General features: G+C 29.3%; 21 protein-coding genes. 12 read left to right on the top strand and 9 right to left on the bottom strand.

What is annotated here, in order from left to right; genetic code table 11:
* Window positions 1-132: 132 nt before the first annotated feature.
* From uvrA to recA, 3 genes are all read left to right on the top strand, one after another.
* Window positions 133-2946 carry an excinuclease ABC subunit UvrA gene (gene uvrA, locus M6G78_RS09060; protein ID WP_253230212.1) on the top strand — a complete coding sequence of 938 codons (2814 nt, stop codon included), beginning with the start codon at window positions 133-135 and terminating at the stop codon, window positions 2944-2946.
* Window positions 2947-3074: 128 nt separating this feature from the next.
* Window positions 3075-4322, top strand: a complete 1248-nt coding sequence (locus M6G78_RS09055) for a competence/damage-inducible protein A (RefSeq protein WP_253230211.1) — start codon at window positions 3075-3077, stop codon at window positions 4320-4322.
* 55 nt (window positions 4323-4377) lie between these two features.
* On the top strand, window positions 4378-5397 hold the full coding sequence (gene recA / locus M6G78_RS09050) for a recombinase RecA (RefSeq protein WP_138268562.1): 1020 nt from the start codon (window positions 4378-4380) through the stop codon (window positions 5395-5397).
* Between the two features lie 31 nt (window positions 5398-5428).
* On the opposite strand, the gene argF is transcribed toward recA, so the two are convergent.
* Together argF and M6G78_RS09040 are read right to left on the bottom strand one after the other, a co-directional pair.
* Window positions 5429-6436, bottom strand: coding sequence for an ornithine carbamoyltransferase (gene argF, locus M6G78_RS09045; protein ID WP_253230210.1), 1008 nt, complete (start codon window positions 6434-6436; stop codon window positions 5429-5431).
* Window positions 6437-6445: 9 nt separating this feature from the next.
* Window positions 6446-7663 carry an arginine deiminase gene (locus tag M6G78_RS09040; RefSeq protein ID WP_138268560.1) on the bottom strand — a complete coding sequence of 406 codons (1218 nt, stop codon included), beginning with the start codon at window positions 7661-7663 and terminating at the stop codon, window positions 6446-6448.
* Between the two features lie 130 nt (window positions 7664-7793).
* Between M6G78_RS09040 and orr the strand changes: the two genes are divergently transcribed.
* On the top strand, window positions 7794-8870 hold the full coding sequence (gene orr, locus M6G78_RS09035; RefSeq protein ID WP_253230209.1) for an ornithine racemase Orr: 1077 nt from the start codon (window positions 7794-7796) through the stop codon (window positions 8868-8870).
* Between the two features lie 26 nt (window positions 8871-8896).
* On the opposite strand, the gene hemW is transcribed toward orr, so the two are convergent.
* Window positions 8897-10027, bottom strand: a complete 1131-nt coding sequence (gene hemW, locus M6G78_RS09030) for a radical SAM family heme chaperone HemW (protein ID WP_138268558.1) — start codon at window positions 10025-10027, stop codon at window positions 8897-8899.
* Window positions 10020-11825: a translation elongation factor 4 gene (gene lepA / locus M6G78_RS09025; RefSeq protein WP_138268557.1), complete on the bottom strand. Its 1806-nt coding sequence runs from the start codon at window positions 11823-11825 to the stop codon at window positions 10020-10022. The genes hemW and lepA overlap by 8 nt, the downstream gene beginning before the upstream one ends.
* A gap of 204 nt (window positions 11826-12029) precedes the next feature.
* Between lepA and rpmE the strand changes: the two genes are divergently transcribed.
* The 7 genes from rpmE (at window position 12030) to rho (ending at window position 16464) form a co-directional block, all read left to right on the top strand.
* Window positions 12030-12230 (top strand): 50S ribosomal protein L31, encoded by a 201-nt coding sequence (rpmE, locus tag M6G78_RS09020; RefSeq protein ID WP_138268556.1) that lies wholly within the window; start codon window positions 12030-12032, stop codon window positions 12228-12230.
* Between the two features lie 27 nt (window positions 12231-12257).
* Window positions 12258-12392 carry a 50S ribosomal protein L34 gene (gene rpmH, locus M6G78_RS09015; RefSeq protein WP_138268555.1) on the top strand — a complete coding sequence of 45 codons (135 nt, stop codon included), beginning with the start codon at window positions 12258-12260 and terminating at the stop codon, window positions 12390-12392.
* A gap of 60 nt (window positions 12393-12452) precedes the next feature.
* A complete protein-coding gene (rnpA, locus tag M6G78_RS09010; protein WP_253230208.1) occupies window positions 12453-12791 on the top strand; it encodes a ribonuclease P protein component in 339 nt (112 codons plus the stop codon).
* Window positions 12784-13005, top strand: coding sequence for a membrane protein insertion efficiency factor YidD (yidD, locus tag M6G78_RS09005; RefSeq protein WP_138268553.1), 222 nt, complete (start codon window positions 12784-12786; stop codon window positions 13003-13005). Before rnpA ends, yidD begins: the two co-directional genes overlap by 8 nt.
* Before the next feature lie 18 nt (window positions 13006-13023).
* Window positions 13024-13797 carry a YidC/Oxa1 family membrane protein insertase gene (locus M6G78_RS09000; RefSeq protein WP_253230207.1) on the top strand — a complete coding sequence of 258 codons (774 nt, stop codon included), beginning with the start codon at window positions 13024-13026 and terminating at the stop codon, window positions 13795-13797.
* Window positions 13763-14395, top strand: a complete 633-nt coding sequence (jag, locus tag M6G78_RS08995) for an RNA-binding cell elongation regulator Jag/EloR (protein ID WP_253230206.1) — start codon at window positions 13763-13765, stop codon at window positions 14393-14395. Before M6G78_RS09000 ends, jag begins: the two co-directional genes overlap by 35 nt.
* A 497-nt stretch (window positions 14396-14892) precedes the next feature.
* Window positions 14893-16464 (top strand): transcription termination factor Rho, encoded by a 1572-nt coding sequence (gene rho, locus M6G78_RS08990; protein WP_253230205.1) that lies wholly within the window; start codon window positions 14893-14895, stop codon window positions 16462-16464.
* A gap of 260 nt (window positions 16465-16724) precedes the next feature.
* Here rho and M6G78_RS08985 read toward each other — a convergent pair whose 3' ends face one another.
* The 5 genes from M6G78_RS08985 to hslO are packed head-to-tail and all read right to left on the bottom strand — an operon-like array spanning window position 16725 to window position 20424.
* Window positions 16725-17294 carry a thymidine kinase gene (locus tag M6G78_RS08985; RefSeq protein WP_253230204.1) on the bottom strand — a complete coding sequence of 190 codons (570 nt, stop codon included), beginning with the start codon at window positions 17292-17294 and terminating at the stop codon, window positions 16725-16727.
* A gap of 1 nt (window position 17295) precedes the next feature.
* A complete protein-coding gene (locus M6G78_RS08980) occupies window positions 17296-18111 on the bottom strand; it encodes a hypothetical protein (RefSeq protein WP_253230203.1) in 816 nt (271 codons plus the stop codon).
* Between the two features lie 8 nt (window positions 18112-18119).
* Window positions 18120-18704: a hypothetical protein gene (locus tag M6G78_RS08975; protein WP_253230202.1), complete on the bottom strand. Its 585-nt coding sequence runs from the start codon at window positions 18702-18704 to the stop codon at window positions 18120-18122.
* 24 nt (window positions 18705-18728) lie between these two features.
* Window positions 18729-19547 (bottom strand): PHP domain-containing protein, encoded by an 819-nt coding sequence (locus tag M6G78_RS08970; RefSeq protein ID WP_253230201.1) that lies wholly within the window; start codon window positions 19545-19547, stop codon window positions 18729-18731.
* A 1-nt stretch (window position 19548) separates the two neighbouring features.
* Complete coding sequence (gene hslO / locus M6G78_RS08965; RefSeq protein WP_253230200.1) at window positions 19549-20424, bottom strand: Hsp33 family molecular chaperone HslO; 876 nt, start codon at window positions 20422-20424, stop codon at window positions 19549-19551.
* 162 nt (window positions 20425-20586) lie between these two features.
* On the opposite strand from hslO, the gene M6G78_RS08960 reads away from it, so the two are divergent.
* Window positions 20587-21582: a dipeptidase gene (locus M6G78_RS08960; protein WP_253230199.1), complete on the top strand. Its 996-nt coding sequence runs from the start codon at window positions 20587-20589 to the stop codon at window positions 21580-21582.
* The last annotated feature ends 4 nt before the right edge of the window (window positions 21583-21586 follow it).

Raw genomic sequence — 21586 nt, 5'->3', positions numbered from 1 at the left:
ATTGATTTATTTCTTTGTACATTCTTATATTTTATAGGGGAAAAATAAAAAGAAATAAGGAAAATTTTTCTCATTATTGTAAATAAAAAATTTTTATGATAATATCAGTTTAATGTAAAAAAGGAGGGGACAATGTCAGATAAAATTGTTATAAGAGGCGCTAAAGAAAACAATTTAAAAAATATAAATTTAACAATTCCAAGAGATAAACTTATTGTTTTTACAGGACTTTCAGGTTCCGGTAAATCATCTCTTGCTTTTGATACTATATATGCAGAAGGACAAAGAAGATATGTTGAAAGTTTATCTGCATATGCAAGACAATTTTTAGGTCAGACAAATAAACCAGATGTAGAGAGCATAGAAGGTTTAAGTCCTTCTATTTCTATCGATCAAAAGACAACAAACAGAAACCCTCGTTCTACCGTTGGAACAGTAACAGAAATATATGATTACTTCAGACTTTTATATGCAAGAATAGGTATCCCTTACTGTCCAAAATGCGGTAAAAAAATAGAAAGTCAAAGTATAGATACTATTATTAAAGATATATTATCTCATGAAGAGGGTACAAGGGTTCAAATATTGGCTCCTGTAGTAAGAGGAGAAAAAGGAACTCATAAAAATTTAATAGAACATTTAAAAAAAGATGGCTATTTAAGAGCATTTATTGACGGGGAAATGTTTGACCTTGATGATTCAATAAAACTTTCAAAAAATAAAAAACATAACATAAACGTTGTAATTGACAGACTTAAAATAAGAGAAGGAATAAAATCAAGACTTAATGATTCTGTTGAAACGGCATTAAAACTTACTGATGGTTTGGTTGTATGTAAATTTAACGATGAAGATAAACTTTATTCGGAAAAGTTTGCATGTATGGATTGTGGAATTGCAATGGAAAAGCCTGAGCCAAGAAACTTCTCTTTTAATGCTCCTTTTGGTATGTGTATGGACTGTAATGGTATAGGATATCATCAAACCATAGACCCAGACCTTGTTATTCCAAATAAAGATATTTCAATAAGGGAAGGTGCTCTTTCAAACTTTATAAGTTCTGATGACAGTACTTATTATTCTGTTATAGTAAAAGAATTGGCAAAGAAATATGATTTTTCTTTGGAAAAACCTTTAAAAGAAGCAAGCGAAGAATTTATGAATGCTCTTTTATATGGAGATAAAGGTAAAATTAAAATAGGATTTAATTCTCATTTTGGAGGATACAAAGAAAGAGAAGTAGAGTTTGAAGGAATAATAAACAATATTCAAAGAAGATATTTTGAAAGCAACAGTGAATATATAAAAGCGAAATTTGCTAAATTCTTATCAAATATAACTTGTAGTTCATGTCACGGAAAAAGGCTTAATCCAAACTCTCTTGCAGTGAAGATAAACGGAGTAAACATAATTGAGCTTACGGAAATGTCGATAAAAGACTGTAAGAAATTTATTGATAATTTAACTTTAACAGAAAACGAAGCTAAGATTGCGGAACTTATATTAAAAGAAATAAAATCAAGGCTGGGATTTTTAATAGATGTTGGACTTGATTATCTTACTTTAGACAGGGCTGCATCAACTTTATCAGGTGGTGAGAGTCAAAGGATAAGACTTGCTACACAAATTGGTTCAAAACTGACAGGAGTACTTTATGTTTTAGATGAACCAAGTATAGGGCTTCATCAAAAAGATAATGATAAATTATTAAAGACACTTCGTGATTTAACAGATATTGGAAATACGATAATAGTAGTGGAACATGATGAAGATACAATGCGTGAGTCGGATTATATAGTCGATATAGGTCCGGGAGCAGGAATTCATGGTGGAGAAGTTGTTGCAAGCGGTCCTCTTGAAGAAATCATTGATAATAAGAACTCTATAACAGCAGATTATCTTTCTGGAAGAAAGAAAATAGAGGTTCCAAAACAAAGACAAGAAGGAAACGGTCAGTATCTTGAAATAATAGGGGCAAAGGAAAATAACCTTAAAAATATTGATGTTAAGATAGAACTTGGTAAAATGACTTGTGTTACAGGTGTTTCAGGTTCAGGAAAAAGTACTCTTGTAAATGAAATACTGTTTAAATCTTTAAGGAAACAGATTCTTGGTTCCCTTGAAAGACCGGGAAAACATAAGGAAGTAAAAGGGGCAGAGTATCTTGATAAGATAATAGACATAGACCAATCTCCGATAGGAAGAACGCCAAGGTCAAATCCTGCAACTTATACGGGAATGTTTGATATGATAAGAGATGTTTTTGCATCAACTAATGAAGCAAAAATGAGAGGTTATCAAAAAGGACGCTTCAGTTTTAATGTTAAAGGTGGAAGATGTGAGCATTGTAAGGGAGATGGAATAATAAAAATTGAAATGCACTTCTTACCTGATGTTTATGTTCCTTGTGAAGTCTGCGGCGGAAAAAGATATAACGATGAAACTTTACAGATAAAATATAAAGGGAAAACCATTGCCGATGTATTAGATATGAGTGTTGAAGAAGCTCTTGATTTCTTTGAAAATATCCCTTCAATTAAATCAAAAGTACAGACTCTTTATGATGTAGGGCTTGGTTATATAAAACTTGGACAACCTTCTACAACTCTATCGGGAGGAGAGGCTCAAAGAATAAAACTTGCAACATATTTATCAAAACGTCAAACAGGCAAAACATTATATATTCTTGATGAACCTACAACAGGTCTTCATATGGAAGATGTAAAAAAACTCCTTGAAGTTCTTTATAGGTTAAGAGAAGGTGGAAATACTATTCTTATAATAGAGCATAATCTTGATGTTATAAAATGTGCAGATTATATAATTGATTTAGGTCCTGACGGAGGAGATAACGGCGGCGAAGTTATTGCAACGGGAACACCAGAAGAGGTTGCTAAAGTTAAAAATAGTTATACGGGACAATATCTAAAGAAAATATTAAAATAAAAAGACTCTTAATAGAGTCTTTTTTTTATAAAAATAATGAATAATTTAATTATATATACTGTAATTTTGAATTTTTAAATAGTATAATTTAAAATAGCAATGTAAATTTATGTGTTAAAGGAGAAAATATGAAAGCGACAATAATGTGCATAGGCGATGAAGTTTTATGTGGAGATGTATTAAACTCAAATGGTACTTTTTTTGCAAAAGAACTTACTGAAATAGGAATTGAAGTTGTTAAACATGTGGTTGTAAGTGATGACGAAGATATGGTAGAAGGCGCATTTATGGATGCGGTTAAATTAAGTGATGTTATCATTACAACAGGAGGTCTTGGACCAACTTTGGACGATATGACAAAAGAAGCCATTGCAAAGGTTACAAACAGACCTTTGGAAGAGAATGAAGAAGCAAGAAAACACGTTGAAAGTTATTTTATCAGAAAAGGAAAAGATTACGTTTTAACACCTAATAATTATAGACAAGCATTATTCCCAAAAGGAGCAAAAATTTTAGATAACGACAGAGGAACTGCTCCCGGAGCGCTTCTTGAAATTGAAGATAAAATGATTATTATGCTTCCTGGACCACCAAGAGAAAATACAAATATGTATTATAAACATATTAAAGAATACTTGGTTAATAAATTAAATAAATTCTTTGCCGTAAAAGATTATATGACTTCAGGTATTGGTGAATCTGAAATAGAATATAAACTTAGAGATTTGCTTCCTGATATTGAAGGAGTAAATGTAAATACATACTTTAATGACAGCGGTGTAAAAGTTAAAGCTGTTTCAAAAGCTGATAACTTAAAGCATGCTGTTGAAAACTTAGACAAGGTAGATAAAATAATAACAAGTAACTTTAAAGAATATATTTATTCTGTTAAAGGAGAAACTCTTCCTCAAAAATTAATTGCAACATTAAAAGAAAAAGGACTTACTTTTTCTTGTGCAGAATCTTGTACGGGAGGTCTTCTTGCAAGTTATATTACAGAAATTGCAGGAGCAAGTGAAGTTTTTATGGGTAGTGCAGTTACATATACAAACGAAGTAAAACACTCCCTTCTTGGTGTAAAAGAAGAAACTCTAAAGAAGTATGGTGCGGTAAGTGCAAACTGCGTAGAAGAGATGGTTGTAGGATGTGCCAAACGTTTTAACACTAATGTTGCAATTTCCATAAGCGGTATTGCAGGCCCGGGAGGAGGAAGTGAAGAAAAACCTGTAGGAACAGTGTATATGGGATTTTATTATAATGGAAAAGTAACTTCAAAACTTTACAACATAACAGGTGAAAGAAAAAGAGTTCAAACAAGAAGCGCATATTATGCAATTAATAATATATTAAAAATAATTGATGAAAATATTGACTAATTTTTAAAGTAATTGTATAATATACAAGAACAAATGTTTGAAAGGACGTTAAGATATGAATCCAGATAAAGAAAAAGCCTTAGAGCTTGCAATGAAAAATATAGAAAGCAGTTTTGGGAAAGGTGCGATAATGAAGCTTGGTGACAAGCCGGCTGTTACTATTGATACAATTTCTACATCCTCAATTTCTCTTGATGCTGCCCTTGGGGTAGGCGGACTTCCAAGAGGAAGAATTATCGAAATATATGGACCTGAATCTTCAGGTAAAACAACAGTGGCATTACACGTTGTTGCAGAAGCACAAAAAGCCGGCGGAGTTGCCGCTTTTATAGATGCTGAACATGCTCTTGACCCTGTATATGCAGAAGCTCTTGGTGTTAATATAGATGAATTAATTGTTTCTCAGCCTGATACAGGAGAACAAGCTCTTGAAATAACAGAAGCACTTGTAAGAAGTTCTGCAATTGATGTTGTAGTTGTGGACTCTGTTGCGGCATTGGTTCCAAAAGCTGAAATCGAAGGAGATATGGGAGATAGTCATGTAGGTTTACAAGCAAGACTTATGTCTCAAGCTTTGAGAAAACTTGCGGGAGCAATAAATAAATCAAATACAACAGCTATATTTATAAATCAATTAAGAGAAAAAGTAGGGGTAATGTTTGGTAATCCTGAAGTTACTCCGGGAGGTAGAGCTTTAAAATTCTATTCTTCAGTAAGACTTGAAGTGAGAAGAGTTGATTCAATAAAAAGCGGTCAAGACATTATAGGTAACAGAACAAAAGTTAAAGTCGTAAAAAATAAAGTTGCACCACCATTTAAAATTGCTGAATTTGATATTATGTATGGAAAAGGAATATCAAGAGAAGGCGATATAGTTGATATGGCGGCAAAATACGGTATTATCAAAAAGGCAGGAGCTTGGTATTCTTATCAAGATGAAAAAATAGGACAGGGAAGAGATAAGGCAAAACAATTCCTTAAAGATAATCCGGAAACTGCTAAGATTATAGAAAACTTAGTATTAGATGAAGTTCTTGGAAGAACTCATGAAGAAGAAGAAAATATTGAAGAATAAAAAAAGAACAGCTTAGCTGTTCTTTTTTATATTATTCATATAATTTATCTGAAAGTGTAGCACACATTACCGCTTTAATTGTATGCATTCTGTTTTCTGCTTCGTCGAATACTTTAGAATGTTTACTTCTGAATACTTCATCAGTTACTTCCATTTCTTTTAATCCGTATTTTTCATAAACATCTTTTCCTATTTCAGTATTTAAATCATGGAAAGAAGGTAGGCAGTGTAAGAATATTACATTTTCATTTCCTGTCTTTTTAAGCATATCCATGTTAACTTGATAATCTTTTAAAAGATTGATTCTTTCTTCAAATTTATCTTCTTCACCCATTGATACCCAAATATCTGTATATATTGCATCAGAATCTTTAACGGCTTCATCAACATTATCAGTTATAAGAATTGTGCTTCCGTTTTCTTTTGCGATTTCTTCCATTTCTTTAACTAAATTTTCATCAGGCCATAAAGATTTTGGAGCTGCCGCAGCAAAATTTATTCCAAGTTTTGCGCATCCAATTAATAGAGAATTTGATACGTTATTTCTTGCATCTCCAACATAAGTAAGTTTCATGTCGTTGTTGTTTTCTTTATCTATGTTTTCATACATTGTAAGAACATCTGCAAGAAGTTGTGTTGGATGATATAAATCTGTTAGTCCATTCCAAACAGGAACCCCTGAATATTTGGCAAGGTCTTCAACTGTTTCTTGTTTAAAACCTCTGAATTCAATACCATCAAACATTCTGCCAAGAACTTTTGCTGTATCTTCCAAAGATTCTTTTTTACCCATTTGTGAATTTGTTAAAAATATTGCATGAGCACCTTCGTCATATGCTGCTGTTTCAAATGCACATCTTGTTCTTGTTGATGTTTTTTCAAAAAGTAAGACGATGTTTTTACCTTTTAGTAAATCACCGATTTCGCCTCTTTTTTTCTTTGCTTTAAGTTCTTTTGCCAAATCAAGTAAAAATTTGATTTCTTCTGTTGTATAGTCTCTAAGTGTTAAAAAACTTCTTCCTTTTAAATTAACGCTCATTTGTTCCTCCTAAAAATCTATGTCTTCTCTAACTAAAGGCATACTCATACATCTTGGGCCGCCTCTTCCTCTTACAAGTTCGCTTCCTTCTATTGAAAGAACTTTAATACCGTTTCTATCAAGTATTTCGTTTGAAATTTCATTTCTGTTATATGTTATAACAACTCCAGGGGAAATAGCAAGTGTGTTTGTGCTGTCATTCCATTGTTCTCTGGCTGAAATAACACTGCTGCTGCCACCGCTTTTTATAAGTTTTACGCTTGGAAGATTTAAAGCTTTTGCAAGCGCTGTTTTTAAGCTTTCTTCTTGTTCGTATTTTAATGTATTTTTTTCTCCTGCTGTTATACTTACCACTTCAATGTCTTTTAATATATTAGGGAAGATTATGAATTTATCATAGTCTACCATTGTAAATACCGTATCAAGATGCATAAATGCTCTTTCATGTGGAATTTTTACGGCTAATACTTTCTTAACTCCACTACCTGAAGTTAAAAGATTTTGTGCAAGCCTGTCTATTCCTTCAAGAGATGTTCTTTCTGAAAAACCTACAAGAACACATTCTTTACTTAAAATAAGAACGTCCCCGCCTTCAAGTGTCATTCTCTCTCTTTCGTTGTCAAAATATACAGGGGAACCTGAAAAATCAGGATGATATTTATAAATAAGTCTTATTATTAAACTTTCTCTTCTTCTGATATGAGTTCTCATTTTAGAAAAAGCAACACCGTTTTTTATTACAACACCTACGTCTCTCATGAAGTAAAGATTTGGTATTGGTTTAAAATAATAAGGATATTTATCTTGCATATAATCAGATAATGTAACTCTGTTTGATTTTATTTCGCTTTCGCTAAGTCCTGCAATAACACATCTTATAAGTTCTTTATTATCAAGGCTTAATAAAAATTCCCTAAGTCCCATAACAGTTATATCGTCATATTGTACTTCCCTTAATACAATATCAACAAGCTCTTCTTTTGCCTGCTTATTATTACTTATAACATGAAGTAAACAGTCTGTTACATATAATACTTCCGTTCCTGTTTGTCTTAGGATATTTGCGAAACCGTCATGTTCTTTTCTCATTCTGCTCATCCAAGGGATGTCATCAAATAAAACTTCTTTTAGATCGTCAGGTGTAATTCTGTCAAGTTCAAAGCCCGGTCTATGAAGTAATATTTTTTTTAACTTACCAATTTCATTGTTAATCAATAATTTATCCATAATAACCTACTTTTTTTATTTTTTTTTTGATATAATAATATCTATACTGTAATATATTAACATATTATAACATGGTATTGAAACAAGATTGAAAAAAATTTATAAAACTTTATATAAAAGGAGTAATATTATGTTTCCCAAAATTAAAATAAACTTAGCAGGAATAAGGGAGAATACTTCAAAAGTATGTGAAAAATGTGCAAAGTACGATATTAATGTAACGGCTGTAACAAAGATGTTTTTGGCAGACGAGAATATTGCAGAATGTTTTGTTACAGGTGGAGCAAATGCATTTGGTGATTCCAGAATTGAAAATCTTAAAAAGTTAAGTTGTTTCAATATGCAAAAATGGCTTATAAGAATTCCTATGGAATGTGAAATAGAAGATGTTATCAGATATAGTGATGTATCTTTAAACAGCGAATTAAAAACAATAAGACTATTAAATAAAGAAGCATATAAACAAAATAAAGTACATAAAGTTATTTTAATGGTAGATCTTGGGGATTTAAGGGAAGGTTATTTTAGTACTGATGATTTATATAGTGATATAGATAAAATATTACAGCTTAAAAATATTGAGCTTTATGGAATAGGAACAAATCTTACTTGTTTTGGTGGTGTTATTCCAAGACCTGATAATCTTTCAAAACTTGTTAAAATTAAAGAAAGAATTGAAGAAGATTTTGATATTGAGTTAAAAGTTGTTTCAGGAGGTAATTCAAGTTCTTATACTTTAGTTGAAAGTGGAGAGATGATAAGCGGAATAAACAATCTAAGACTTGGTGAAGTTATATTATTAGGTAATGAAACAACTTATGGTAAACCTGTAGAGGGGCTTTATCATGATAACTTTATTTTAGAAGCTCAAATAGTGGAATTAAAAGAAAAACCTTCTGTTCCAATTGGAGAAATTGGTATGGATGCATTTGGGAATACTCCTGAATTTACGAATAAAGGAACAATGAGAAGAGCAATTGTTGCTTTAGGAAGACAAGATGTAAAGATAGAGGGGATGGAACCTGTTGATAGTGATATAGAAATTTTGGGAGCGAGCAGTGACCATACTATACTTGATTTAACAAATGCCGATAATATGTATAAGTTTGGTGATGTAATATCTTTTAAACTTGATTATGGTGCAGCTCTTGCGGCAATGACAAGTAATTATGTTGAAAGAGAATATGTTCATTTTAAATCAAAATAAAAAAGCACTGATTTCAGTGCTTTTTTTTATATGAATTCCATCATTACAACATTTGCAAAATCCAGTCCTTTATATGTTAAAGAAAAATGATTGTTTTTTATTTGTACAAGTCCCATTTCTTTAAATTTATTTATTTTGTCTTTATATATATCCTCAAAATCTAAATTAAACTTTTTATTAAAATCATCTATGTCTAAGCCTTTTGTTTTTCTTAATGCTAGCATAATATAATCTCCAATTAATTCTTCATTTGTAAGTATATGTTCTTCTTTTATTGGAATAGTATCTTTTTTTATGTCTTCAATATAATCTTTTATATTTTCTTTATTTGTACTCCGTTTATTATCATTAAAGCTTGAAGCATTGCTCCCAAATCCTACATAATCATAAAAGTCCCAACATCTTAAATTATGTCTGCTTTCATATCCATCTTTTGCAAAGTTCGAAATTTCATATTGATTATATCCATATTCATTTAATTTTTGTATTAAATAATGATACATTTGTCTGTCTAAATTATCGTTTTGCTCTATATTGTTGTTTTGGTAATAATCGTAAAGCTTTGTACCTTTTTCCAATATAAGAGAATAGGTAGAAATATGTTCTGGATTAAGGGATAATACAAATTCTAAAGAATCAATAAAATTTATTAATTTTTCATTCGGTAGAGAAAACATTAAATCTACATTTATATTGTTAAAGCCTTCTTCTCTTGAAAGGAGAAAAGCTTCTTTAAATTTCTCTACAGTGTGTATTCTTCCTATCTTTTTTAAAGTTTCATTATTTGCAGATTGTAATCCCATACTTAGTCGGTTAAAACCAAAATTTTTGTAATCTTGAAGTTTTTCTTTTGTTACACTTTCGGGGTTAAGCTCTATTGTTATTTCAGCATTATCTTCAAAATTAAAATTTGATTTAATGATATTTATGATTTGACCTATATATTGGCTGTCTACATAACTTGGAGTTCCTCCGCCAAAATAAAGAGTAGAAATACTTCTACTCTTTAGCTGTTCCTTTTTTAAAAGAATTTCTTTACCTAATGCTTCATAATAATCTCTAATGTAGTTTTCACTATTTGCATAAGAAGCAAAATCACAGTAATAACATTTATGTTTACAAAATGGTGTGTGTATATATATTGAAATATTATTCATCTAATTTAAGCACTGCCGTAAATGCATCTTGAGGAACTTCAACTTTACCAACTTGACGCATTTTCTTTTTCCCTTCTTTTTGTTTTTCAAGAAGCTTTCTTTTTCTTGAAATATCTCCACCGTAACATTTAGCTAAAACGTCTTTTCTTAAAGCTCTTACGGTTTCTCTTGCAATGATTTTTCCGCCTATTGCTGCTTGAATAGGGATTTCAAACATTTGTCTTGGAATTTCTTCTTTAAGTTTTTTTACAATAAGTCTTCCTCTTGCTTGAGCTTTGTCACGGTGAACGATAAATGAAAGTGCATCTACCATTTCTCCGTTTAGAAGTATATCAAGTTTTACAAGGTCTGACTTTCTATAATCAAGTAGTTCATAATCAAGAGAAGCATATCCTTTTGTTCTTGATTTTAATGTATCAAAGAAATCGTAAATAATTTCATTTAAAGGCATTTCATATTTTAAGTTAACTCTGTTTTCATCAATGTAGTCCATTGTTTTGTAAATGCCTCTTTTATTTTGACAAATTTCCATAACAGCTCCAACATATTCACTTGGAAGCATTATATTGGCATCAACAAAAGGTTCTTCCATGTAACTTATTTCTTGAATTGGAGGAAGATTTGTAGGGTTGTCTACTTTAAGTTCACTGCCGTCTGTTTTTGTTACATGATATATAACGCTTGGAGTTGTTGTTACAATATCTATATTATATTCTCTGTCTATTCTTTGCTGTGTTACTTCTAAGTGTAAAAGTCCCAAAAATCCGCATCTAAAACCAAATCCTAGAGCAACGGAAGTTTCAGGTTCATATAATAAAGAAGCATCGTTTAATTTAAGTTTTCCCAAAGCTTCCTTTAAGTCCTCATATTTGCTTCCGTCAGCAGGGTAGATACCGCAGTAAACCATTGGAGTAATGCTTTTATATCCAGGTAGAGGTTCACTTGCCATGTTATGAGCATCCATTATTGTGTCCCCAACTCTTGTGTCTTCAACATTTTTTATGCTGGCACAAACATATCCTACATCTCCACTTTCAAGTTTTGTTACAGGAGTTAAAGTGCTTGTAAAGATTCCAACTTCTTCAACTTCAAATTCTTTTCCTGTTGCGTAAAATCTAATTTTTGTGCCTTTTTTTATTTCACCGTCAACTATTCTTGTACTTATAACAACCCCTTTATATTGATCATAATATGAGTCGAAAATAAGTCCTCTTAGTGGTTGTTTGTTGTTTTCTTTTGGAGATGGAATATCTTTTACGATTGCTTCTAAAACATCTTCTATATTTATTCCTTCTTTCGCTGAAATAAGAGGTGCTTCATCTGCAGGTAGACCGATATAATCTTCAATTTCCCTTCTTGCTATTTCAGGGTCTGCGCTTGGAAGGTCTATCTTATTTATTACAGGAATAATTTCAAGGTCGTTTTCAAGAGCAAGGTATACATTTGCCATTGTTTGTGCTTGAATTCCTTGAGTTGCGTCTACTATTAATATTGCACCTTCGCATGCAGCAAGAGAACGTGATACTTCATAAGTAAAGTCAACATGTCCCGGTGTATCTATAAGATTTAGATAGTATTCTTCACCGTCTTTTGCTTCATAAACAAGTCTTACAGCTTGAAGTTTAATAGTTATTCCTCTTTCTTGTTCAAGGTCCATTTTATCAAGAACTTGACTTGTCATATCTCTTTTGGCTATTAAGCCTGTTTTTTCTATTAATCTGTCTGCCAAGGTTGATTTACCATGGTCAATATGTGCAATAATGCAAAAATTTCTTGTTCTTTCTTGTTTACTTTTCATCTTTCACCTTATATTATTATAATAATGCTAATAAATTTTACCATAAAATAAACATAAGTAAAAGCATGATAAAAAAAATATTATAAAAAATAAAAAAAACATTTGCATTATTGTAAAAAAAATAGTATACTTATTAGGCTACGAATATAGTAAAAGAATATAAAATTATTTTTATATAATAATTTGTCAAAAGGGGTGAAAGAAATGAAAGAAGGAATCCATCCAAACTATGGTAAATGCACAGTTACTTGCGCTTGTGGAAATACTTTTGAAACAGGTTCTGTAAAAGACGAAATCCGTGTGGAAATTTGTTCAAAATGTCATCCATTCTATACAGGAAAACAAAAACTTGTAGATACAGGCGGTAGAGTTGATAGATTTAAGAAAAGATATAATTTGGACTAAGTATAATATAGAAGGAGGCATATTCTTATGAAAAGGACTTTTCAACCAAACAATCATAAAAGAAAGAAAAATCATGGTTTCAGAAGCAGAATGTCTACTCCAGGCGGAAAAAATGTAATCAGAAATAGAAGAAGAAAAGGTAGAAAACAATTATCTGCTTAGATATTAACTGCTAGGGCTACTGTAAATGTAGCCTTTTTTTATATATGATAAGGGTAAATCATGCAAAGATTAAAAAACAGTATAGATTTTAAAAAAGTTTACAATAACCAAAAATCTTTTGCAAACAGACATTTGGTTTTATATATTTTAAAAACCGATAATGAAAGCAGAATAGGTTTTTCGGTAAGTAAAAAAGTTGGCAATGCGGTAACCAGAAATAAAATAAAAAGAAGACTTAGGGAAATTTCTAGGTTAAATGCATACCAAATAAAAGACGGCTATGATATAATATGCATTGTCAGAGTTAAAGCAAAAGATATTGATTATCAAACATTGAATAATTCATTTCTTCATTTGATTAAAAAACTTGGATTATTAAAGGTGAATGAAAATGGCTAAATTGATGACTAAACTGGTAATCTTCTATCAAAAATATTTATCTGGATTAAAAAGACCGTGTTGTAAGTATATTCCAACATGCTCAAATTATGCTATTGAAGCTTATAAAAAACATGGTTTTTTTAAAGGCACTATATTAAGTGTATACAGAGTTTTACGATGTAACCCTTTTTCAAAAGGGGGATACGACCCGGTACCGGAAAAATTTCTATAGGAGGAAAAAAGAAAAAACATGTCGTATTTATATATGTTATTTGGAAAAGTTTTGTTGTTTCTCTATAATTTTATAGGTAACTACGGGCTTGCAATTATTCTTTTTGCTTTATTTGCAAAAATCATTTTGCTTCCACTTACATACAAACAAATTAAATCAACGCAAATTATGAAAGTTATCAATCCTGAAGTTATGAAAGTTCAGGAAAAGTATAAAAATGATAAAGCCAAACAAGGCGAAGAAATGTGGAAAGTTTACGAAAAATATAATTATAATCCAATGAGTGGTTGTCTTCCTTTGTTAATTCAATTTCCTATAATCATTGGTTTATTTGGTGTTATAAGACAACCAGAAGCATATGTTTTTACTGAGGGAATGACAAATATCTCTATGTCATTTTTCTGGTTAAAAGATATAAGTATATCTGCAATGGATATTGTTAGAACAACCGGGTTTTCTCTTGATACTTTATATGCCCTAATTATTCCTATAATTACTACTTTAGCTACTTATATTCAAATGAAACAATCAATGGCTAACCAACCTAATCAAATGGGCGGCAGTATGCAAATGATGAATTTTGTTATGACATTAATGATAGGCTGGATGTCTTTAACATTCCCAGGAGCTCTTGCTATATACTGGGCAGCAACGACATTACTTGGTATTTTACAAACAGAAATTATGTATAAATTTATGCCTGTAACAGCTGAATCTTTACATGTAAAACCTATAAGTAATTATACGGAGGTATCTAATGGAAAGAAGAAAAAGCGCAATAGGAAAAGGTAAGACAATTGAAGATGCAATAAAAGATGCTCTTGAAAAACTTAATGCAACAAGCGAAGAAGTTGATACAAAAGTTTTAGAAATGCCTACTTCAGGTTTTATGGGAATAGGTGCAAAAAGTGCTAAGGTAGAAGTATTTTTAATTGAAAAATTTGATGAAATTGCAAAAGAATTCTTAGACAGTGTTTTAAATAAAATGGGTATTGAACATTCTATAAGCATTGATTATGATGAAAAAGATGAAAATATGTTTATTTCTCTTGATATAGAAAATACAGGTGTATTAATTGGAAAACATGGTCAAACATTAGATTCTTTACAATATTTAACAAGTCTTGTTGTAAATAAGAGTTCTGAAAATTATATTAGAGTAATTCTTGATATAAACAATTATAGAGAAAAAAGAAAAGAAACCTTGGAACATTTGGCAGATAAACTTGCTACTAAAGCCGTAAAAAGAAGAAAAAATGTTGAACTTGAACCAATGAATCCATATGAAAGAAGAATTATTCATTCATATCTTCAAGGCAGGGAACATATAACAACATATTCTGTTGATGAAGGTACAAACAGACATTTAATAATAGAATATACTAAATAAAAAAAGACCTTACGGTCTTTTTTTTGTTATTTATTTCTTCCTGTTAAAGGATACTTTCCTAAATTAAAGAAAATCATAACATTTTTAAAATTAAAGGGGAAATTGTATTTGTAAAACTTATTTGTTTTACGGTATTTAGTATAGTATTATGCTATGATACTTTGTTGTTTTAATTGTGAAAAAAAAAGGAAAAAATTACACTTTTTTTATTAAAATTAGATTAGAATATTAAATAATCCGTAATTTATCTTTTTAATAATAATTTTTTTGTAAGGTAATAAAGTATTATTAAAAAAAATATATAAAAAATAATTTTATTAATATTAATTCCTATCCACATTTTTTTCTCCTTTATAAATTATATTAACAAAAACTTAAATAAGAACAATTTGATTGATTTATTTTTTTTATCATAGTAAAATAGTAGATATCTTATATTGAATTTCAAAATATTTATATATTTAATTTTTATTCTTTTCATTTTCCCGGAGGTATTTATGAATAGTATTGAATTATCAAAATTAAAAGTAACGGAGCTTAAAGAAAAAGCCTGTGAATATGGTATTACAAAAATAAGTGGGTTAAAAAAACAAGAAATTATTGATTTAATATTAGAAAAACTAAACGAAGAAGAAGAAAATAAACGATATTCAAAACTTAAAGATCCAATTTCAAATAGTTTTAATATGGAAGGTGAAGTTCAAGTCTTACCTGAAGGCTTTGCTTTTTTACGTCCTAAGGATATGAAAAAGCCTGAAGATGCTGTTTATGTTGCTGCAAGTCAGGTTCAAAGGTTTAAAATTAAGACAGGAGATATTTTATCAGGAAAGGTAAGACCTCCAAAAGAAGGTGAAAAGTATTATGCAATGCTTTTTCTAGAAGGTGTAAACGGAAGAAAGACAAGTGATATTCTAAAAGAAGAAAAACAAAAACTTCAAAAAAATGATGAAAAAGATATGACTTTATATTCAGAAGCTCATGAAGGGGTTTTGGATATTTTATCAGACGGTTATGGATTTTTAAGAACAAATAATTATCTTCAAGGTGAAAATGATATATATGTGGCTCCACAGCATATAAGAAAGTATAAACTTAAAGCAGGGGATTTGGTAAGAGGAAGAATAAGGCTTTCGGGAGAAGGTGAAAAGTTCGATGCGCTATTATATGTAGAACAAGTAAACGGAAAAGCACCTGAAAGTATTGTAGGAAGAAAAGATTTTGAAAAGCTTGTACCTATTTTCCCTGACGAGCGAATAAATCTTGAAACAGAAAAAAATATTATTTCAACCAGATTGATAGATATTTTTTCTCCTATCGGAAAAGGGCAAAGAGGACTTATAGTAGCAGCGCCAAAGGTAGGAAAAACTATTCTTCTTAAACAAATAGCAAAGGCAATAAGAGTAAATAATCCTGATATACATTTAATAGTTTTACTTATAGATGAACGTCCTGAAGAGGTAACTGATATACAACGTAGCATTGATTCTGACGTGGTTTATTCTACCTTTGATCAAAACCCTGCAAATCATATAAAAGCGGCTGAAATGGTCTTAGACAGGGCTAAAAGACTTGTTGAAATAGGTGAAGATGTTGTAATTTTAATGGATAGTATTACAAGATTTACAAGAGCAAATAACCTTGTTGTTCCATCTTCAGGAAGAACTTTATCTGGAGGACTTGATCCGGAAAGTCTTTATTATCCTAAGAAATTTTTTGGTGCGGCAAGAAATATAGAAAATGGCGGAAGTCTTACGATTTTAGCTACTGCATTGGTTGAAACGGGTAGCAGAATGGATGATTTGATTTTTGAAGAATTTAAGGGTACCGGAAATATGGAACTTGTGCTTGATAAATCGCTCGCAAGAAGAAGAGTATTTCCCGCAATTGATATTGTAAAATCAGGAGCGAGAAGGGAAGATTTACTTTTAAGAGAAGATGAACTTAATTGTGCTAATCTTTTAAGAAGAAACTCTATGGACAGCTTGGAGCTTTCTGAAAGAGTAATTAACCTAATGAAAAAGACAAGAAATAACAAAGAATTTATAAATGTTTGTACTAAAAATATTTAATTGAGTAATAACATAAAATAGCGATATATAAAAAAATATATGATATGTTTTCTAAATAAAATGTAGAATAAAAGACATAAAATATTCTTAAAAATTTCACATTAAAAACAATATGATATCAATTTGTAATAGTATACTAACAGAGTAAAAAGTTGAAAAACTTTTTCATAATTTCCCCTAAATGATATGTAAATAAATTTTCATATCATTCCCTCATTTTATCATAAAAAGCTCCTCAACAGAGGAGCTTTTTAAATTGTTTATAATTTTGGATTTCCATAACATTTTCTGCAAACCGGAAGATAGTTTTGATTATCACCTATTTGGATTTGTTTTCCTGAATAATTAGGTTTCCCATCTATTATTCTTAAATTCATTGTGGCTTTTTTATTACAAAACCAGCAAACAGTTTTGATTTCTTCTATTTTATCGGCATAAATAAGTAGGTTTAAACTTCCTTCAAATAAATTATTTTGAGAGTCATTTTTTAATCCATATACAATAACAGGTATATTCATATAATCTACTATTTGTGTTAAATCTAAAACATGTTGTCCTGTTAGAAATTGACCTTCATCAATTAAAATACAATGAATTTCTTTTTCCTGCATTTGGACAATTTGTTTAAAATCTGTTTCATCATTAAAAACAATAGCTTCTTTTTTCATTCCTATTCTAGATGCAACAAATCCTTTTCCATATCTATTATCAAGCTCAGAAGTAAATAATAGTACGTTTTTCCCTTGTTCTTCGTAATTATGAGCTATTTTTAATACTTCAATTGATTTTCCTGCATTCATTGTAGAATATCTAAAATATAATTGTGCCATATTAAATACTTTCTCCAATATTATTAAATATTTTATATTTTGTATAATCGAAGTCTTTTGATTTTTCGTTTATTTTATTTGCAAGACTGTTGTACTCTTTATCTATATCTAAATTATTTGTAGATAGAACAATACTTTCTTTTTCTATTGACATATCTATAATATTTTGAATGTATTTTTGATAATTAATATTATTTGTATCTTTAAATGTTCTTAAAAAATCATTGTTTGATGTAACAACTTCATTTTTATTGTTTCTTTTTGTATAAGATATACTGTTTATTAGTCCATTTTTATATGTGACTATTAATTCTCCATCATAACCATTTTTATCGTATTTTGTGGTTTTTTCACTATAAGTATAGTCAATATTAACATAACTTAACTTAATTGTTCCTTGTTTTGCAAGGTTAAGACCTTCTGTTAATAATTTTGAGTAGTCAGAAAATATTTCTTCAAAATCAGGATTTGTGTTTTTTATTGTCTCTTGATTTTGGAGGAGTTGTGTATTTAAAGAATTAACATAAAAAGTTATCTCATTGCTTATATTTTTTTTGTTTATATATAATTTTTCATTTTGGTATATATAGTTAAAATCTATATTTGTAATAATACTGTTTTTTACCTTTAATGACATATAAGCAGCTTTTGCATCATTATCAAATTTAGATGAAAATATATAATATTCTCCGTCTATATATTTATGAGCAATATCATCACTTTGTATCTTTCCGTCTTCATCGTTAATTAAATTATTACAACCGCAAAACGAAAATACTAAAAATAATATCATTAAAATAAATAAGAACTTTTTCATTGTTTTACCTAAAAGAAATATATATATCTTTCTTTACTTTCCAAAAACATTTCTTCATATTGTCCCATTATATTATTGGAGAAAAGTTCTATTGCATCAATTATTTCATCTGTATTTCTTAAAATTAAAGGAGTAGAAAGTGTATATTTTTTATTCACATAAATACCTGATACATCTAAAAATTCTATATTTTCAGGATTATTTACTTCAACATTTTCCTTTTTAATATTGTCAAGTTCATTTTTAATGGCTTTTGCAAGAATTATTGAAGCATCTTTAGGTGCTAATTTTTTTAATGTATATTCATTTGCTATGTCTTTAAATAATTCCTCAAAAATGGTTTCACATTCGTTTTTTGAATAATTAAAGTCGTTTAATTCTTCTTCCCATAATGTGTTTTTTAACCAAAGTCCTAAAAAGACTTCAACAGGCAATAAAGATTTATCTTTTTTTGCAATATATATATTTACTCCGCTGCCATATCCTTCATTTGATATATATGTTATTCTTTTTACTTTTAAATTTTTAGCTTTAATAAAAGCATTAATGATAAACTCCTTATTCTTATCTATGTTTTTTAATTCATTTAACATTATTTTTCTCCTTATTAAAATAAATTAAATATTATTATGGTAATTTATTATTTGATTTAAATATTTATCAGTAAGATATGCACTGGCAAGCTTATTCTTGCCTTTCATTTTAAGACCGTGAAAATCACTACCTCCGCTTATTAGAAGGTTGTTTTTTATTGCTAAATCATAAAAAAACTGACGTTGTTTTTCAGAGTGTTTAGGATAGAATACTTCTATTCCTTCTATGCCATACTTTAGAATTTCTTCATAACTTTCCATATCTTTTATTAATCCAGGATGAGCTAAAAAGCTTATACCTCCGGCATTTTTAATTAAATTAACGGCTTCTTCTATGGTAAGTTTTTCGTTTCTAACAAAACAGGGAGAATCATCTCCTATATATTTTTCAAAAGCATCTGCAATATTTTTGACATAATGTTTTTCAAAAAGTTCTTTTGCTATATGAACTCTTCCAATTGCACTTTTAGGATTCTTTTCTTTTATTTCTTCATAATCAATGTTTATACCTTCAATTTCTTTCAGCTTTTCAACCATTCTTTTTGCTCTGGTTTTCCTTTTTTCTCTAAGAAATTTTAGTTTTTCGTTTAAAGCTTTATCTTCAGGATTAATATAGTATCCCAAAATATGCACGCTCTTATTGTCAAATGTTGTGGAAAGTTCAATTCCGTTTATTATGTTTACATCAGATGAAGAAGGAATGTTTTGTAAGGCTTTTGTTGTGTCATGGTCAGTGATTGCTATAGTTGTGATACCTCTTTTTTTGCACATTTTTATAAGCTCTTCTACGGTATGCATACCATCTGACATTATTGTATGGACGTGTAAATCAGCTTTATTCATATTAAGCCTCTTTTAGTAAATTATTTAATTCTTCTTCTGATAATGTATATTCCTTACCGCAGAAATGACATTTTAAAGTTATTTTATGATCTGTAGCAATAATATCCTCAAGTTCTTTTTTCCCAAGCGCTATTACAACTTTTTCTATTTTTTCTCTTGAACAGTTACAAAAATAAACAACATCTTGTTTGTCTGTTATTTCAATTTCTTCATCATTGAAAATTTCTTTAATAATGTCTTCGGGAGTTTTTCCTTCGCTTAAGAGTGTAGTCATATATTTTAAATGAGAAACTTTTTCTTCAAGATATTCAATATCTTCCTCTGTATTACCGGGAAGTAATTGTATTATAAGCCCTCCTGCATACATTATATCAAATTTATCTTTATCAACTAGTACACCAAGAGACACTACACTTGGTGTTTGTTCACTCATTGCAAAATAGTAAGTATAATCTTGAGCAATTTCACCGCTTACAATATCTGTTTCTCCTACATAAGGTTCTCTTAAACCTATATCTTTTATTACCCTTAAAGTTCCGTTACCAACAACTTTTTTTACGTCTAATTTCCCAAGTTCGTTTAAATATATATTTGTTTTAGGATTTATTATGTCGCATTTAACTTGTCCTTTGTTGTTAGCTGTGCATGTTACTTTACCAATTTCTCCATCACAATTTAAAATTGTAGTAACTATGTCATCATCATTTTTCATTGTATATCCGATTAATGCAGTTGCCATTAAACTTCTACCTGCGCAAGCGGAAGCGTTAGGCATTGCCTCGTGTATTTGTCTCATTTTTTCTATTGTATCTTTTGCAGAAATAACAAAAAATCTTATTGGTCTGTTTTTTAAATTTCCTCTTATCATGTAGTCCATATAATCACCTCGTTAAATTAGTATACTATTTTTAAGAATTTTTTTCAAATTATCTTATATTTTGATAATGTAATTATTTGTGTTTTATATGAGATATAATGATATAATATATAGGTATATATTTCAATAAAAATATAAAATAGATTAAAAAAAGGTGGTTGTATGAAATTAATAGATTTACATTGTGATACTTTTTCTAAAATGTTTTATGAAAATATTTTGGATTTTGACAGTAATAATTTACATATTGATTTAAATAAACTAAAAAAAGCGGATTCATTTATTCAAGTATTTGCATTATTCGATGAAAAAGATAAATCAGATTATAAAATTGATAATTATAAAAAGCTAATAAACTTTTCTCATAAAATGATAAAAGAAAATGAAGAAAAAATAAACTTTATAAAATCTATAAAAGATACAAAAGATAATAAGCAGAATATTATACTTTCAAATGAAGATATGGGAAGTGTAGATAATAGTTTTGATAATATTAAATATTATTATGACTGTGGGATTAGAATGGCTGCTCTTACATGGAATTATGAAAACTGTATAGGTTATCCAAATACAATGGAGCAAAGCTTAGGGCTTAAAAGATTTGGCAGGGAAGCAGTAGAATATATGAACGAACTGAGTATGATTGTAGATGTATCTCACTTAAACGATGGAGGATTTTATGATGTATATGATATAAGTAAACATCCTTTTATTGCTTCTCATTCCTGTGCCAGAAGTTTATGCAATAATTCAAGGAATTTAACAGATGATATGATAAGAAAAATTGCAGATAAAGGGGGAGTAATAGGGATAAATTTTTATAGTTTATTTTTAAGGGATATAGATGAAGAAACTAAAAAAAGTTTATTTTCTCTTTTAAATAAAAAAGACTATGATGCTTTGGATAAATTAATGTCAACTTTTGAAAGCAAAAACGAAGATATTGTAAGACATATTGAATATATAAAAAATGTTGGAGGAAGCGATGTTATTGCTCTTGGAAGTGATTTTGACGGCATAAGCTGTAAACTTGAAATGAAAGATTGTTCAGGTGTTCCAATACTTATTCCTATTCTTGAAAAAAGAGGATTTAATATATACGAAATAGAAAAATTATTTTATAGGAATGCACTTAGAGTTTTTAACGATGTGTTATAAAAAA

Source organism: Anaerofustis sp. NSJ-163 (assembly GCF_024135845.1).
GTDB classification, from domain to species: domain Bacteria; phylum Bacillota; class Clostridia; order Eubacteriales; family Anaerofustaceae; genus Anaerofustis; species Anaerofustis butyriciformans.
This window is presented reverse-complemented; position numbering and strand designations above follow the sequence as displayed.